Here is a 13,629-nt window from a genome sequence, read left to right as displayed (position 1 = left end):
TCACTGAATCGACTTGACCTGCACCGGGGTTCACGGAGCAGGGTGGCGCCGTGGTCGAGACGCGGACGGGCGGTGCAGGGGTCTGGTCCCAGGGCCGCGCGCCGACGACCGTCGGGATCCTGCTGCTGATCAGCCTGAGCGCGTTCGAGGCGATGGGCGTGGGGACCGCGATGCCCGCCGTCGTCGCCGACCTGGGCGGGGTCGCCCGCTACGCCTGGCCGTTCGTGCTGTTCCTGGCCGCGGCGGTCGTCGGCACCGTCGCCGGCGGCCGCTGGTGCGACGTCCGGGGCCCGCGGGTGCCACTCGTCGCCGCGCCGGTCCTGTTCGGGGCGGGCCTGCTCGTCGCCGGGTTCGCGACGACCATGACCGGGCTCCTCGCCGGCCGGGTCCTGCAGGGACTGGGTGCGGGGGCCCAGGGCGTCGCGGTGTACGTGCTCGTCGCCGAGGTGTACCCCGCGCGGCAGCTCCCGGTGGTGTTCGGGCTGATCTCCTCGGCGTGGGTGCTGCCCGCGCTCGGCGGTCCCCCACTGGCCGGGCTGGTGACCGAGCGCCTCTCCTGGCACTGGGTCTTCCTGGGGCTGCTGCCGGTGGTGGGGCTGGCCCTGGTGCTGATCGCCCCGGTGGTGCGCGTCCTGCGACCGCCCGCCGGACCGGCGCCGGGCGGGCACGGGGCGGGCCTGGTGCCCGCGGCGCTCGGTGCCGCGGCCGGCGTCGCCGGGCTGAGCTGGGCGCTGGAGCACCTGGACCTCCGCGGTGCGGGGGCCGGCGTCGTCGCCGTCGCGGTGCTGGTGCCGTCGCTGCACCGGCTGCTGCCCCGCGGGACCGTCCTCGCGCGCCCGGGCATCGCCGCGGTCGTCGCGGCCCGTGGCCTGGTCGCCGCGGCGTTCTTCCCGGTCGTGTCGTTCCTGCCGCTGGTGCTCACCGCGACGCACGGCTGGTCGCTGACCGCCGCCGGGACGCCGCTGATCGTCGCGTCGCTGGGCTGGTCGGCGGCCGCCGCCTGGCAGGCCCGACGGCCCGACGCCGACCGCTCGGTGATGCTGCGCGCCGGGTTCGCGACGATCGCCGCGGGCCAGGTCGCGCTGGTCCCGGTCGCCGCCGGTCTGCTGCCGGGCTGGCTCGCCGTCGGGTTCTGGGGCGTGTCCGGGCTCGGGATGGGCGTGGCGTTCTCCGCGATCGCCTACCTGACCCTCGCCCACTCCGACGCCCACGACGTCGGCTCGCACTCCTCGGCGGCGCAGCTGCTCGACCAGCTCGCGACGGCGGCGTTCGTCGGCCTGGGCGGCGCGCTGCTCGTGGCGCTGGTGTCGCCGGCCGTCGCGCTGCCGGTGCTGCTGGTCGTGGTCGCGGCGCCCGCGGTCGCCGGTGCGTTGACCGCGTCGCGGACGCGGGTGCCGGAGCCCTGAGCCCCGGCCCCGGACCCCCGGGACGGGCGGGCGAGCAGCTCGGTGCCGGCCCGCATGTGCGACACCGCCCAGGCCTACCCCTCGGGCGGGAAGTACAGGTCCTTCTCCGCGGGCATGACGATCCCGCGGCTCAGCCGTCGCCCTCGATGTCGCCCTCGGACTCCAGGAAGGCCTGCCGCAACGCGTCCAGGGTGGACGGTTCCGGAGACTCCCACAGCCCGCGGTCGGCGGCTTCGAGGAGCCGCTCGGCCATGCCGTGCAGCGCCCACGGGTTGGACTCGGCGAGGAACTTCCGGTTGTCCGGGTCCAGCACGTACTCGGCGGTCAGCGTCTCGTACTGCCAGTCGGCGATGACGCCGGTGGTGGCGTCCCAGCCGAACAGGTAGTCGACGGTCGCGGCCATCTCGAACGCGCCCTTGTAACCGTGGCGGCGCATCGCGGCGATCCAGCGCGGGTTGACCACGCGGGCGCGGAACACCCGGGCGGTCTCCTCGTGCAGGCTGCGGGTGCGCACCGCCTCCGGACGGGTCGAGTCCCCGACGTAGGCGGCCGGCGCGGTGCCGGTGAGCGCGCGCACCGTGGCGACCATGCCGCCGTGGTACTGGTAGTAGTCGTCGGAGTCGGCGATGTCGTGCTCGCGGGTGTCGATGTTCTTCGCCGCCACCGCGATCCGCCGGTAGGCGTTCTCCATGTCGTCCCGCGCGGGGACGCCGTCGAGGCCGCGGCCGTAGGCGTAGCCGCCCCAGGTGGAGTAGACCTCGGCGAGGTCGGCGTCGCCGCGCCAGTCGCGGGAGTCGACGAGCTGGAGCAGGCCGGCGCCGTAGGTGCCCGGCTTGGAGCCGAAGATCCGGGTGCGGGCGCGGCGGTCGTCGCCGGTGCGCTCGCGGTCGGCGTCGACGTGGGCGCGGACGTAGTTCTGCTCCGGGGTCTCGTCGAGCTCGGAGACCAGCTTCACCGCGTCGTCGAGCAGCGCCAGGACGTGCGGGAACGCGTCGCGGAAGAACCCGGAGATCCGGACCGTGACGTCGACGCGGGGGCGGCCGAGCTCGGCGAGGTCGATGACCTCCAGGCTGCGCACGCGACGGCTCGCGTCGTCCCACACCGGGCGGACACCGAGCAGGGCGAACACCTCGGCGACGTCGTCGCCGGAGGTCCGCATCGCGCTGGTCCCCCACACCGACAGGCCGACGCTCCGCGGGTACTCGCCGTGGTCGGCCCGGTAGCGCTCGACGAGCGACTCGGCCATCGCCTGCCCGGTCTCCCAGGCCAGCTTCGACGGGACGGCCTTCGGGTCGACCGAGTAGAAGTTGCGCCCGGTCGGGAGCACGTTGACCAGCCCGCGCAGCGGCGAGCCGGACGGGCCGGCCGGGATGAACCCGCCGTCGAGGGCGTGCAGCACCCGGTCCAGCTCGTGCGCGGTGGCGTCGAGCCGGGGCACGACCTCGTCGGCGGCGAAGCGCAGCACGGCCTCGACGGCGGACAGGTCCGCGCCCGGCAGCGCCTCGGCCCCGGCGACGACCTCCGGTGCCGCCGAGGAGTCCCACCCGCGGGCCTCCATCCCGGCGACCAGCGCGCGGGCGACCCGCTCGACGGTGTCGGTGCGGGCGTTGGTCTCGGACCCGTCCTCGACCAGGCCGAGTGCCTGGCGCAGACCCGGCACGGACTGCTCACCGCCCCACATCTGCCGGGCGCGCAGCACCGCGAGCACCAGGTCGACGCGCTGCTCCCCGGCCGGTGCCTGGGCGAGCACGTGCAGGCCGTCGCGGATCTGGACGTCCTTGATCTCGCAGAGCCAGCCGTCGACGTGCATCAGCATGTCGTCGAAGACGTCCTCGTCGGGGCGCTGCTCCAGGCCGAGGTCCTGGTGCATCTGGGCCGCGGTCATCAGCGTCCAGATCTGCTGGCGGATCGCGGGCAGCTTCGCCGGGTCGAGCGCGGAGATGTTGGCGTGCTCGTCGAGCAGCTGCTCCAGGCGGGCGATGTCGCCGTAGGACTCGGCGCGCGCCATCGGCGGGATGAGGTGGTCGACCAGGGTGGCGTGCGCCCGGCGCTTGGCCTGGGTGCCCTCCCCCGGGTCGTTGACCAGGAACGGGTAGACCAGCGGCAGGTCGCCGAGGACGGCGTCGGTGCCGCAGGACGCCGACATGCCCAGCGTCTTGCCGGGCAGCCACTCCAGGTTGCCGTGCTTGCCGATGTGCACGATCGCGTGCGCACCGAACCCGCCCTCGGACTCGGGCGCGGCCAGCCAGCGGTAGGCGCCCAGGTAGTGGTGCGACGGCGGCAGGTCCGGGTCGTGGTAGATCGCGACCGGGTTCTCCCCGAACCCGCGGGGCGGCTGCACGATCAGCGTGACGTTGCCGCGGCGCAGCGCAGCGACGACGATGTCGCCGTCCGGGTTCTGCGAGCGGTCGACGTAGTGCTCGCCCGGCGCCGCACCCCAGTGCTCCTCGACACCGGACCGGAAGTCCTCGGGCAGCGTGTCGAACCAGCTGCGGTAGGTCGCGGCGGAGATCCGGACCGGGTTGCCGGCGAGCTTGTCCTCGGTCAGCCAGTCCGGGTCCTGCCCGCCGGCCTCGATCAGGGCGTGCATGAGCGCGTCGCCGTCGCCGGCCTCGACGCCCGGGAACGCGGCCTCGCCCTCGGTGGCGACCGCGAAGCCGGCCGCGGCCATCGTCCGCAGCAGCGCCACCGTCGACGCCGGGGTGTCCAGACCGACCGCGTTGCCGATCCGCGCGTGCTTGGTCGGGTACGCCGACAGCATCAGCACGATCTTCTTGTCCGCGTTCGGGACGCGGCGCAGCGTCGCGTGCTTCACCGCGATCCCGGCGACCCGGGCTGCGCGCTCGTGGTCGGGGACGTAGACCGACAGGCCGTCGGCGTCGGTCTCCTTGAACGAGAACGGGACGGTGATCAGCCGGCCGTCGAACTCCGGCACGGCGACCTGGGTGGCGACGTCGAGCGGGGACATCCCGTCGTCGTTGGCCTCCCAGGTGGCGCGGGAGCTGGTCAGGCACAGTCCCTGCAGGATCGGGACGTCGAGCGCGGCCAGCTCGGTGACGTCCCACTCCTCGTCCTCGCCGCCGGCCTGGGCGCTCGCGGGCTTGGTGCCGCCCGCGGCGAGCACGGTGACGATCATGGCGTCGGCCTCGCGCAACCGCTCCAGGAGCGCAGCCGGGGCCTGGCGCAGCGACGCGCACCAGATCGGCAGCGCGCGGGCGCCCTTCGCCGCGATCTGCGCGCAGAGCGCCTCGACGTAGTGGGTGTTCCCGGCCAGGAACTGGGCGCGGTAGAACAGCACGGCCACCGTCGGCCCGTCGACCTCCGTGTCGGGCAGGGACAGCTCACCCCACTCGGGCAGCTCCACCGGCGGCGCGAAGCCCTCGCCGGTGAGCAGCACCGTGTCGGACAGGAACGCGTGCAGCTGCGCCAGGTTCTCGGTGCCGCCCTGCGCCAGGTAGGTGTGCGCCTCGGCGGCGACGCCCGCGGGCACCGAGGACAGCTCCATCATCTCCGCGTCCGGGGCCATCTCCCCGCCCAGACAGACCAGCGGCGTCGCGCGGGCCCGCAGCAGGTCCAGCCCCTCCTCGAAGTAGCGGTACCCGCCGAGGACACGGACGACGACGACGTCGGCGGCGTCGGCCATCTCCGCGAGCTCGTCGTGGGTGACCCGGTTCGGGTTGGCGAGTGCGTAGTCCGCGCCGGAGGCGCGGGCGGAGAGCAGGTCCGTGTCCGATGTGGACAGGAGCAGGGCGCGCGTCATCGACGGACCTTCCTCGGGATCCTCGTCCCGGGTGGGGCGGCGCGGCGAACGGGCGCAGTGTCTGGCTTCCCCTCGCCGGAGCGAGGGGGTCACAGTGGCGGGACCGCGCCGGACTCGCACCGGCTTCCTGGTTCCCGCTCGCCGTCTTCGGTTGTCGTGAGCCACCTTCGGTGGCCGCCCCGGGTCACGTCAAGGAGCGCTCGACCAGGGTGGTGATCCGCACGTGCGACGGCGTGGCGGGCGCCGAGCCGAACCCGAACCGGACCGGCGGCGCGACCGGGGCGAGCGCGCCGCAGTCGCCGTCGTCCCAGCGGGCCGAGGCGGCGACGACCCGGTGCAGGTCACGGGCCCCGTAGTACTCGCGACGGCCGTTGCCCGCGGTGCCGACGGTCCGCACCCCGGGCAGCACCCGGCGGGCGAACGGGTCGATCGCCCGCAGCCACCACGGGTGCACCGCGAGCGCACCGGGGACCGCGCGCAGGAGCCGGCCGAGCGGCGGGCGCCCGCCGACCCGCCAGCTGACCTGCAGCGGACCGGCGACGACCCGGCGCCGGTCGCCGTGGGCGGTGTGGGTCACCGGCACGATCCGGACCTCGTCGAAGATGTAGGTGGCCGAGACGAACTCGGCGACCGCCTCGCTCGGGGCGAGCAGGGTGCGGTGCCCGTCGGCGGACTCGGTCATGACGTCGGTGAACGACCCCAGCGGTGTGTCCGGCCAGTGGCCCACGACGATCCGGCGGCCCGACGTCGTGCCCAGGCCGCAGATCCAGCCGTCGAAGCGGTCGGTGCGCCTCACCCCTTCACCGACCCCACGCCGAGCCCGGCGACCAGGTGGCGCTGGGCGACGAACGCGAACCCGATCACCGGCAGGGTCAGCAGGACCGCCGCCGCCCCGGCCTGCTGGAGCAGCGGCAGGTTCCGCCCGAGCTGCGTCGCGACGAACACCGGCACCGTGCGCGCCACGACGTCGGTCAGCACCGCCGCCGTCAGGTACTCCTGGAAGGCGAACAGGAACATGGAGATCCCCGCGGTCAGGATCCCCGGCCCCATCAGGGGGACCCTCTGCGCGGGCGGCGGGAACTCGCACGGCACGAGCGTCGCCGTCGCGGCCGGGGTGCGCGAGGCCGCACCGCAGCCGGCCAGGAGCAGCGCCAGCACCGTCACGACGGCCGCGGTGATCCGGTGGGGGCGCACCACACCATCAGAACCCACCCGTGTGGGCGGGGCCAGTCCAGCCGTCGTGGTGACCCGGCGGTGTGGCTGCTTGCCCCGGCGCACCCGGCTGTCGAGAGTCCCCGCCGTGCCCCGTGTCCTGTCCGTCCTGTTCGCCGCGGTGCTCGGCTGCGCCGTCCTGCCCGCGGTCGCCCTGCCCGCGGTCGCCCTGCCCGCGGTCGCCGACGGACCGGGGCGCACGTTCGTCGCCGTGTCGGTCGCGACCGTGTGGACCTCGCCGGACAGCCCGCGCCCGCGGGACCGGGCCGCCGTCGCCGCCCCGGCCGACCCGGCCGCGTGGATGGGGTCGATGAGCAGCGCGGACCGCCGCGAGCTCACCACCGCCTCGCGCACCCGGACCCAGGCGCTGCTCGGCGCCCCGGTGACCGTGACCGAGCGCCGCGACGGCTGGGCGCGGGTCGTCGTGCCCGGCCAGCCGTCGGGCACGGACGGCCGCGGGTACCCCGGTTGGGTCCCCGCGGCCCAGCTCGTCGACGACCCCGCGTTCGCCGCGCTCGCCGCGGGAGCGCCCACCGGCACCGTCGACGGCGTCGCGACGGCCTGGCTGTACCGCGACGCGGCCCGCACCGAGCGGCTGCGCGAGGTCAGCGTGGGCACCCGGCTGCCGGTCGTCGGCGAGGCGGGCGACGCGGTCCGGGTCGCGCTGCCCGGCGGCGACCAGGCGTGGCTGGCGGCGGGCGAGCTCCGCGGAGGGGCCCCTCCCTCCCCGACCGGAGTGGGACCGGTCGCGACCGCGCGACTGTTCCTGGACCGCCCCTACCTGTGGGGCGGGCGCTCCGGGTTCGGCCCGGACTGCTCGGGGCTGACCGGGCTGGCCCACGCCCTGCACGGGATCACCGTCGGGCGTGACGCCTCCGACCAGTCCCGCGGCGGACGGCCGGTCGACGACCCCGCCGATCTGCGGCCCGGTGACCTGCTGTTCTGGAACTCCCCCGCGACGCACGTCGCGATGTACGCCGGCGACGGCACGATGATCGAGGCCTTCGACGCGGCCACCCCGGTCCGGATGACCCCGGTGCGGTTCGACGCGACCTACTCCGGTGCCCGCCGGTACCTGCCGTGACCTGAACACCTGACGAGGTGTGACCGCCGCCCCGGCGGGGCCCCCCGCCGGGTCCCGGATGCCTACAGTGTCCGGCGTGCCGTCGCCGACCACCCGTACCCGCACCGACGCCTGCCCCGGCGTCGTCTCGCCGCACGCGGCCGCGGACGGGGCCCTGGCGCGGGTCCGGCTGCCCGGCGGGACGGTCACCGCGGCGGCGCTGCGTGCGGTCGCGGCGCTGGCCCGCGACGCCGGGGACGGCGCCGTCCACCTGACCTCGCGCGGGAATGTGCAGCTGCGCGGCCTCGACCCGGCCGACCCGCGCCCGGTGCAGCGGCTGACGGTGGCCGGGCTGCTGCCGTCGACGACCCACGAGCGGGTCCGCAACGTGCTGGCCTCCCCGCTGTCGGGGATCGACGGCGGTCTCGCCGACGTCCGTGGCCTGGCCACCGCGCTCGACCGCGGCCTGTGCGCGCGCTCCGCGCTGTCGGCGCTGCCCGGCCGGTTCCTGTTCGCCCTCGACGACGGCCGCGGCGACGTCGCCGCCGAGCGTCCCGACCTGTGCTGGCGGGCGCGGGGCTCGGACGGGGGCGAGCTGGTCGTGGCGGGCGCCCCGACCGGCCTGTCCTGCTCCCCCGCCGAGGCTCCGGCGCTGCTGCTCGACGCGGCGGAGGCGTTCCTCGACCTGCGGGCCGCCCACTCCGCCGACCCGGCCGCGCGGGCCTGGCGCGCCGCGGAGCTGCCCGGGGCCGCGACCGGGATCCCGGCCCGGCTGCGCGGGCACCGGGCGTCGCGTCCGGCCGGTCCCGGGCACCGCGAGACCACGCCGGAGGCGCCCGGCGACACCACGCCGGAGGCGCCCGGTGACACCGCGCCCGCGGCGCCCGGCCCGGTGCTCGTCGGGGCCCTGGGGAGCGGGGCGCTGGGGGTGGCGCCGGTGCTCGGGGAGCTGTCGGCCGGGCAGCTGGACCTGCTGGCCGAGGAGGCCCCGGAGCTGCTGGTCAGCCCGTGGCGCACCCTCGTCCTGCCCACCCCCGCTACCGGTGCCGCGGCCCGGCTGGCAGCGGCGGGGCTCGTCGTCGACCCGGGGCACCCGGCACTGCGGGTCAGCGCCTGCGCCGGGTCGCCGGGCTGCGCGAAGTCCCTCGCCGACGTCCGCGCCGACGCCCGGAGCCTGGTCCGGCGCGGCGGCCCGGACCTGCCGACGCACGTCGTGGGATGCACCCGCCGCTGCGGCGCCCCGCACACACCGCACATCGATGCCGTCGCCACCGGGGCGGACACCTACCGCATCGACGGAAGAACAGGAGTGCTCCGCTGAGCGGGTACGACTACATCACCGACGGCAACGAGATCTACCGCCGCTCGTTCGCGACGATCCGCGCGGAGACCGACCTCTCCGGGCTCCCGCCCGGCGTCGACGACATCGCCGTCCGCATGATCCACGCCTGCGGTCAGGTCGACCTCGTCGACGACATCGCCGCCTCCGACGGCGTCGTCGCCGCCGCCCGCTCCGCCCTGCGGGCCGGTGCCCCGATCCTGTGCGACGCGATGATGGTCGCCTCCGGGGTGACCGCCGCCCGGCTGCCCGCGGACAACGAGGTGCTCTGCCTGCTGCGCGACGCCCGGGTGCCCGACCATGCGCGCCGGATCGGCAACACCCGGTCCGCGGCCGCGCTGGAGCTGCTCGCCGACCGCTTCGAGGGCGCGGTGCTCGCGGTCGGGAACGCGCCGACCGCCCTGTTCCACGTGCTGGACCTCATCGACCGCGGCGACGCACCCCGCCCGGCCGCGGTCATCGGCATCCCGGTGGGGTTCATCGGCGCCGCCGAGTCCAAGGTCGCCCTCGCCGAGCGGACCGACCTGGAGCACCTCGTCGTCCACGGCCGTCGTGGCGGGTCGGCGATCACCGCGGCGGCGCTGAACGCGCTGGCCCACGAACAGGAGATCATCCCGTGACCGGCACCCTGTACGGCGTCGGGCTCGGCCCCGGCGACCCGGAGCTGACGACGATCAAGGCCGCCCGGCTCGTCCGCGACGCCGACGTCATCGCCTACCACTCCGCCCGGCACGGGCGCTCCATCGCGCGCCGGATCGCCGAGCCGCACCTGTCGGGCACCGCGATCGAGGAGGCGCTGGTCTACCCGGTCACCACCGAGGCCACCGACCACCCCGGCGGCTACCAGGGTGCGATCGACGCGTTCTACACCGAGGCCGCCGCCCGGCTCGCCGCGCACCTCGACGCGGGCCGCGACGTCGTGCTGCTCGCCGAGGGCGACCCGCTCTTCTACGGCTCCTACATGCACATGCACAAGCGGCTGGCCGGGCGCTACCCGACCGAGGTCGTCCCGGGCGTCACCTCGATCAGCGGCGCCGCCGCGGCGATCGGGCAGCCGCTGGTGGAGCGCGACGAGGTGCTCACCGTGCTGCCGGGCACGCTGCCCCGCGAGGAGCTGGCGCGGCGGCTCGCGGGCTCCGACTCGGCGGCGGTGATGAAGCTCGGGCGCACCTTCACCACGGTCCGCGGGGCGATGGCCGACGCCGGCGTGCTCGACCGGGCCCGCTACGTCGAGCGGGCCACGATGGAGGGCCAGCGGACCGGCGCGCTGTCCGACGTGGACCCCTCGAACGTGCCCTACTTCGCGATCGCCCTGGTTCCCGGCGAGGTCGCCGCCTCGGTGCCCGAGGAGGCCGTCGCGTCGGTCGCGGAGCCCGGAGGCGCCGCGGCCGAGGAGCGGTCGGTGCGCGGGCCGGGTGAGGTCGTCGTGGTCGGGACCGGTCCCGCCGGGCGGGACTGGCTGACCCCGCAGGTCGCCCGCGCCCTGTCGGAGGTGGACGACCTCGTCGGCTACGGCCCCTACCTGGACCGGGTGCCGCCCAACCCGCGGCAGACCCGGCACGCCTCGGACAACAAGGTCGAGTCCGAGCGGGCGGCGCACGCGCTGGACCTGGCCGCCTCGGGGCGGCGGGTCGCCGTCGTCTCCGCCGGGGACCCGGGGGTGTTCGCGATGGCGACCGCGGTGCTGGAGGTGGCTGCCGAGCCGAAGTACCACGACGTCCCGGTCCGGGTGCTGCCCGGCATGTCCGCGGCGCAGGCCGTGGCGGCCGCCGTCGGTGCCCCGCTGGGGCACGACCACGCCCTGATCTCGCTGTCGGACCGGCTCAAGCCGTGGGACGTGGTCGCGGACCGGCTGCGTGCCGTGGCCGCGGCGGACCTGGCGATCGCGATCTACAACCCGCGCTCGAGGGCCCGGCCGTGGCAGGTCGGCGCGGCCCGAGACGTGCTGCTGGAGCACCGTGCCCCGGAGACCCCGGTGGTGCTGGGCCGCGACGTCGGTGGTGCCGGGCAGCGGGTCGTCGTCACGACCCTGGGCGAGCTGGACCCGGAGCAGGTCGACATGCGGACGCTGGTGGTGGTCGGCTCGTCGACGACCCGTGCGGTCGAGCGCGGCGGCGCGACCGTCGTGTTCACCCCCCGGCACTACGGCCCCGGCGGCACGACGACCGACTGATCACATCCGCCGGTTGTCGACATCGTGACGGGTGCCGGTTCCGCGCTAGCGTCACGCCGTGCAACTGCAGGTGCGGCGCTTCGGGCCCGACGACTGGGAGCAGGCCCGCGCGGCCCGGCTCGCCTCGGTACGGGACGGCTTCGGTGAGGACAGCGACTTCTACCGCGAGCAGGCGGCCATGGAACCGGCCGCCTGGCGGGTGGTCCTCGCCGAGCACGTCCGCTTCGGCGCCTTCGACGGCGACCACCCGGTCGGGACCGCCTGCTGGCGGACCGGTGACGACGGCGACGGGCATCTCTACGGCATGTGGGTGCATCCCGACGCGCGCGGGACCGGGCTGGCCGACGCGCTCGTCGACGCCGTCGTCGCGGCCGCGCGGGAGCTGGGCTCGGCCACGTTGTCGCTGAAGGTGGAGCCGGGCAACGCCCGGGCGATCGCCTTCTACGTCCGGGCCGGGTTCGTCGCCGACGGCGACCCCGGCCCGGGGCTGGTCGTCATGACCCGCCCGGTCTGACCGCGTCGGCGAGCCCCGGCCGGGCCGTCAACCCGGGCGGGCCGGAGGGTCGCAGGTCCCCCTCGAGGCGCGGCGCGGTAGCCCTCCGGGTCCGGCTCGCCGGGCGTGCGCCCCGGCCGGCGCGTCGACGTCGTCGTACCGCCGTCCACACCGAGGGAGGATCACCCCATGCGAGCAGTACGGATCACCGCGTTCGGCGCACCGCCCGAGGTCGTGGACCTGCCGGACCCCACCCCACCCGTGGGCGGGGTGGTCGTGCGGGTGGAGGCGACCGGGCTGTGCGCCAGCGACCGGTTCGCCTGGGCCGGGCACGACCCTGACGTGACGCTCCCCCACGTGCCCGGTCACGAGCTGGTCGGGCACGTGGTCGCGACCGGCGCCGGGGTCACCCGGTTCCGGGCCGGTGACCGGGTCACGACGCCGTTCGTCTGCGGCTGCGGTGTCTGCCCGGACTGCCGGGCGGGCCGTGCGCAGGTCTGCCCGCACCAGCAGCAGCCCGGGTTCACCCACGACGGCTCCTTCGCCGAGCTCGTCGCGCTGCACCACGCCGACCACAACCTCGTGCCGGTCCCCGCCGACGCCGACGCCGCCGGGGCCGCACTGCTCGGCTGCCGGGTCGCCACCGCGCACCGTGCGCTGGTCGGGCGCGGCGGGCTGGAGGCCGGGGAGCGGGTCCTCGTGCTCGGGGCGGGCGGGGTCGGGCTGGCCGCGGTGCTGATCGCGGCGGCGCTGGGTGCCGAGGCGGTCGTCGCGGACCCCTCGCCCGCGGCGCGGGCCCGGGCGGTCGAGCTGGGCGCGGTCGCGGCGGTGGACACCGCGGACGGCCCGGACGCGGTGCGCGGCGCCGTCGGCGACGGCGGCGCCCGCCTCGCGGTGGAGGCCGCGGGCCGCGCGGACGCCCTGGACCTCGGCGTCCGGTCGCTGCGCAGGCAGGGGACCCTGGTGCAGGTCGGGCTGCTCACCCGGGAGCCGGTGGTGCCGGTGCCATTGATGATCGCGCACGAGCTGACCGTCACCGGCAGCCACGGCATGGCCGCCGCGGACTATCCGGAGCTGATGGCACTCGTCGCCGACGGCAGGCTCGACCCGGGCCGGCTGGTCACCCGGCGGACCGGGCTGGACGCGCTCGCCGGGGCGCTGGCCGCGGCCCCGGAGCCGGGCGGGATCCTCGTCGGCCTGCCCTGAGACCCGGCCTGCCGCGGGCCCGGCCTGCACCGGGTGCGGCGGGTGCGGCGGCCCGAGCTCCCGGCCGCCGCCGGGTTCCTGCCTCCCCCGACGGACGACGTGTGACCGGCGCGCAGGCCGCTGCACCCGGCCCGGGCCGGGCCCGCCGTCCGGGGACCGCCGCGGGGCGGCCTCCACGACGAGGGCCCGGCGTGCGGCCCGCTCGGCCGGGTCGTGATCAGGCCCCGAGCAGCCGGGCCAGCGCCGCGTCCACCGTGGACTCCACCGCGACCCCGCCGGGCAGCGGCGGCCGGTCGACGACGACGACGGGCACCCCGCGCTCCCGGGCCGCGGTGAGCTTCGGCGCGGTCGCCGCGCCGCCGGAGTCCTTGGTGACCAGCACGTGCGGGACCACGGCGTCGAACAGGGCGCGCTCGTCGTCGAGGGCGAACGGGCCCCGGTCGAGCAGCAGCTCGTGCCGGGCGGGCAGCGGGCCGTCGGGCGGGTCGACCGCGCGGATCCAGAACGCCGCGTCGACACCCGCGAAGTGCGCCAGTCCCCCGCGGCCGGTCGTGAGCAGGACCCGCCCGGCCGGGCCGGGGAGCAGGCCGGGCAGCGCGGCCGCGGCGGCGGCGACCGAGGCGACCCGGTGCCACCGGTCCCCCGGCCCGGGCGTCCAGCCGGGCCGGCGCAGCACGACCAGCGGCACCCCGGCCCCCGCGCAGGCGGCGGCCGCGTTCGCGGTCATCGTCGAGGCGAACGGATGGGTGGCGTCGAGCACGGCCGCGACCCGCCCGGTGCGCAGGTGCGCGGCCAGCCCGGCGGCACCGCCGAACCCGCCGATGCGGACCTCGCCGTCGGGCAGGGCCGGGCTGCGCACCGCCCCGGCCAGCGACGACACGACCCGGACGTCGCCCCGGCCGGCCAGCGCGGCGGCCGCGGCACGGCCCTCGGTCGTACCGCCGAGGACCAGCACCGTGCGGGGAGCGCTCACACCC

Annotated in this window: 11 protein-coding genes and 1 riboswitch; of the genes, 7 read left to right on the top strand and 4 right to left on the bottom strand. The window is 76.6% G+C overall.

The features are described 5' to 3' along the window. The first annotated feature begins 50 nt into the window (after positions 1–50). Positions 51–1,406: an MFS transporter gene (locus tag WHI96_RS11030; protein ID WP_345649719.1), complete on the top strand. Its 1,356-nt coding sequence runs from the start codon at positions 51–53 to the stop codon at positions 1,404–1,406. 130 nt (positions 1,407–1,536) lie between these two features. Here WHI96_RS11030 and cobN read toward each other — a convergent pair whose 3' ends face one another. From cobN to WHI96_RS11015, 3 genes are all read right to left on the bottom strand, one after another. Further along, on the bottom strand, positions 1,537–5,166 hold the full coding sequence (cobN, locus tag WHI96_RS11025; RefSeq protein WP_345649716.1) for a cobaltochelatase subunit CobN: 3,630 nt from the start codon (positions 5,164–5,166) through the stop codon (positions 1,537–1,539). 55 nt (positions 5,167–5,221) lie between these two features. Continuing rightward, positions 5,222–5,327: riboswitch (cobalamin riboswitch) on the bottom strand. 23 nt (positions 5,328–5,350) lie between these two features. Next, on the bottom strand, positions 5,351–5,962 hold the full coding sequence (locus WHI96_RS11020; RefSeq protein WP_345649713.1) for a hypothetical protein: 612 nt from the start codon (positions 5,960–5,962) through the stop codon (positions 5,351–5,353). Next, a complete protein-coding gene (locus tag WHI96_RS11015) occupies positions 5,959–6,360 on the bottom strand; it encodes an ABC transporter permease family protein (protein ID WP_349302368.1) in 402 nt (133 codons plus the stop codon). Before WHI96_RS11015 ends, WHI96_RS11020 begins: the two co-directional genes overlap by 4 nt. A 106-nt stretch (positions 6,361–6,466) precedes the next feature. Between WHI96_RS11015 and WHI96_RS11010 the strand changes: the two genes are divergently transcribed. From WHI96_RS11010 to WHI96_RS10985, 6 genes are all read left to right on the top strand, one after another. Then, entirely contained in the window at positions 6,467–7,462 is a 996-nt protein-coding gene (locus tag WHI96_RS11010) for a C40 family peptidase (protein ID WP_345649707.1), read from the top strand. 76 nt (positions 7,463–7,538) lie between these two features. Then, positions 7,539–8,762: a ferredoxin-like domain-containing protein gene (locus tag WHI96_RS11005; protein ID WP_345649705.1), complete on the top strand. Its 1,224-nt coding sequence runs from the start codon at positions 7,539–7,541 to the stop codon at positions 8,760–8,762. Beyond that, positions 8,759–9,400 carry a precorrin-8X methylmutase gene (locus WHI96_RS11000; protein WP_349302377.1) on the top strand — a complete coding sequence of 214 codons (642 nt, stop codon included), beginning with the start codon at positions 8,759–8,761 and terminating at the stop codon, positions 9,398–9,400. The genes WHI96_RS11005 and WHI96_RS11000 overlap by 4 nt, the downstream gene beginning before the upstream one ends. Beyond that, positions 9,397–10,953, top strand: coding sequence for a precorrin-2 C(20)-methyltransferase (locus WHI96_RS10995; protein ID WP_345649699.1), 1,557 nt, complete (start codon positions 9,397–9,399; stop codon positions 10,951–10,953). Before WHI96_RS11000 ends, WHI96_RS10995 begins: the two co-directional genes overlap by 4 nt. Positions 10,954–11,011: 58 nt before the next feature. After that, positions 11,012–11,467 (top strand): GNAT family N-acetyltransferase, encoded by a 456-nt coding sequence (locus WHI96_RS10990; protein ID WP_345649695.1) that lies wholly within the window; start codon positions 11,012–11,014, stop codon positions 11,465–11,467. A gap of 168 nt (positions 11,468–11,635) precedes the next feature. After that, a complete protein-coding gene (locus tag WHI96_RS10985; protein WP_345649693.1) occupies positions 11,636–12,652 on the top strand; it encodes an alcohol dehydrogenase catalytic domain-containing protein in 1,017 nt (338 codons plus the stop codon). A 217-nt stretch (positions 12,653–12,869) separates the two neighbouring features. Here WHI96_RS10985 and WHI96_RS10980 read toward each other — a convergent pair whose 3' ends face one another. Further along, positions 12,870–13,625 carry a cobalt-precorrin-6A reductase gene (locus tag WHI96_RS10980; RefSeq protein ID WP_345649691.1) on the bottom strand — a complete coding sequence of 252 codons (756 nt, stop codon included), beginning with the start codon at positions 13,623–13,625 and terminating at the stop codon, positions 12,870–12,872. Positions 13,626–13,629: the final 4 nt, after the last annotated feature.

The sequence above is a fragment of the Pseudonocardia tropica genome, from assembly GCF_040105315.1.
Classification (GTDB): Bacteria; Actinomycetota; Actinomycetes; order Mycobacteriales; family Pseudonocardiaceae; genus Pseudonocardia; species Pseudonocardia alni.
This window is presented reverse-complemented; position numbering and strand designations above follow the sequence as displayed.

Bases quoted from the DNA above. Each gene is read 5' to 3' on its own strand.
- cobN (WP_345649716.1), bottom strand. From the start codon at position 5,166: ATGACGCGCGCCCTGCTCCTGTCCACATCGGACACGGACCTGCTCTCC.
- WHI96_RS10985 (WP_345649693.1), top strand. From the start codon at position 11,636: ATGCGAGCAGTACGGATCACCGCGTTCGGCGCACCGCCCGAGGTCGTG.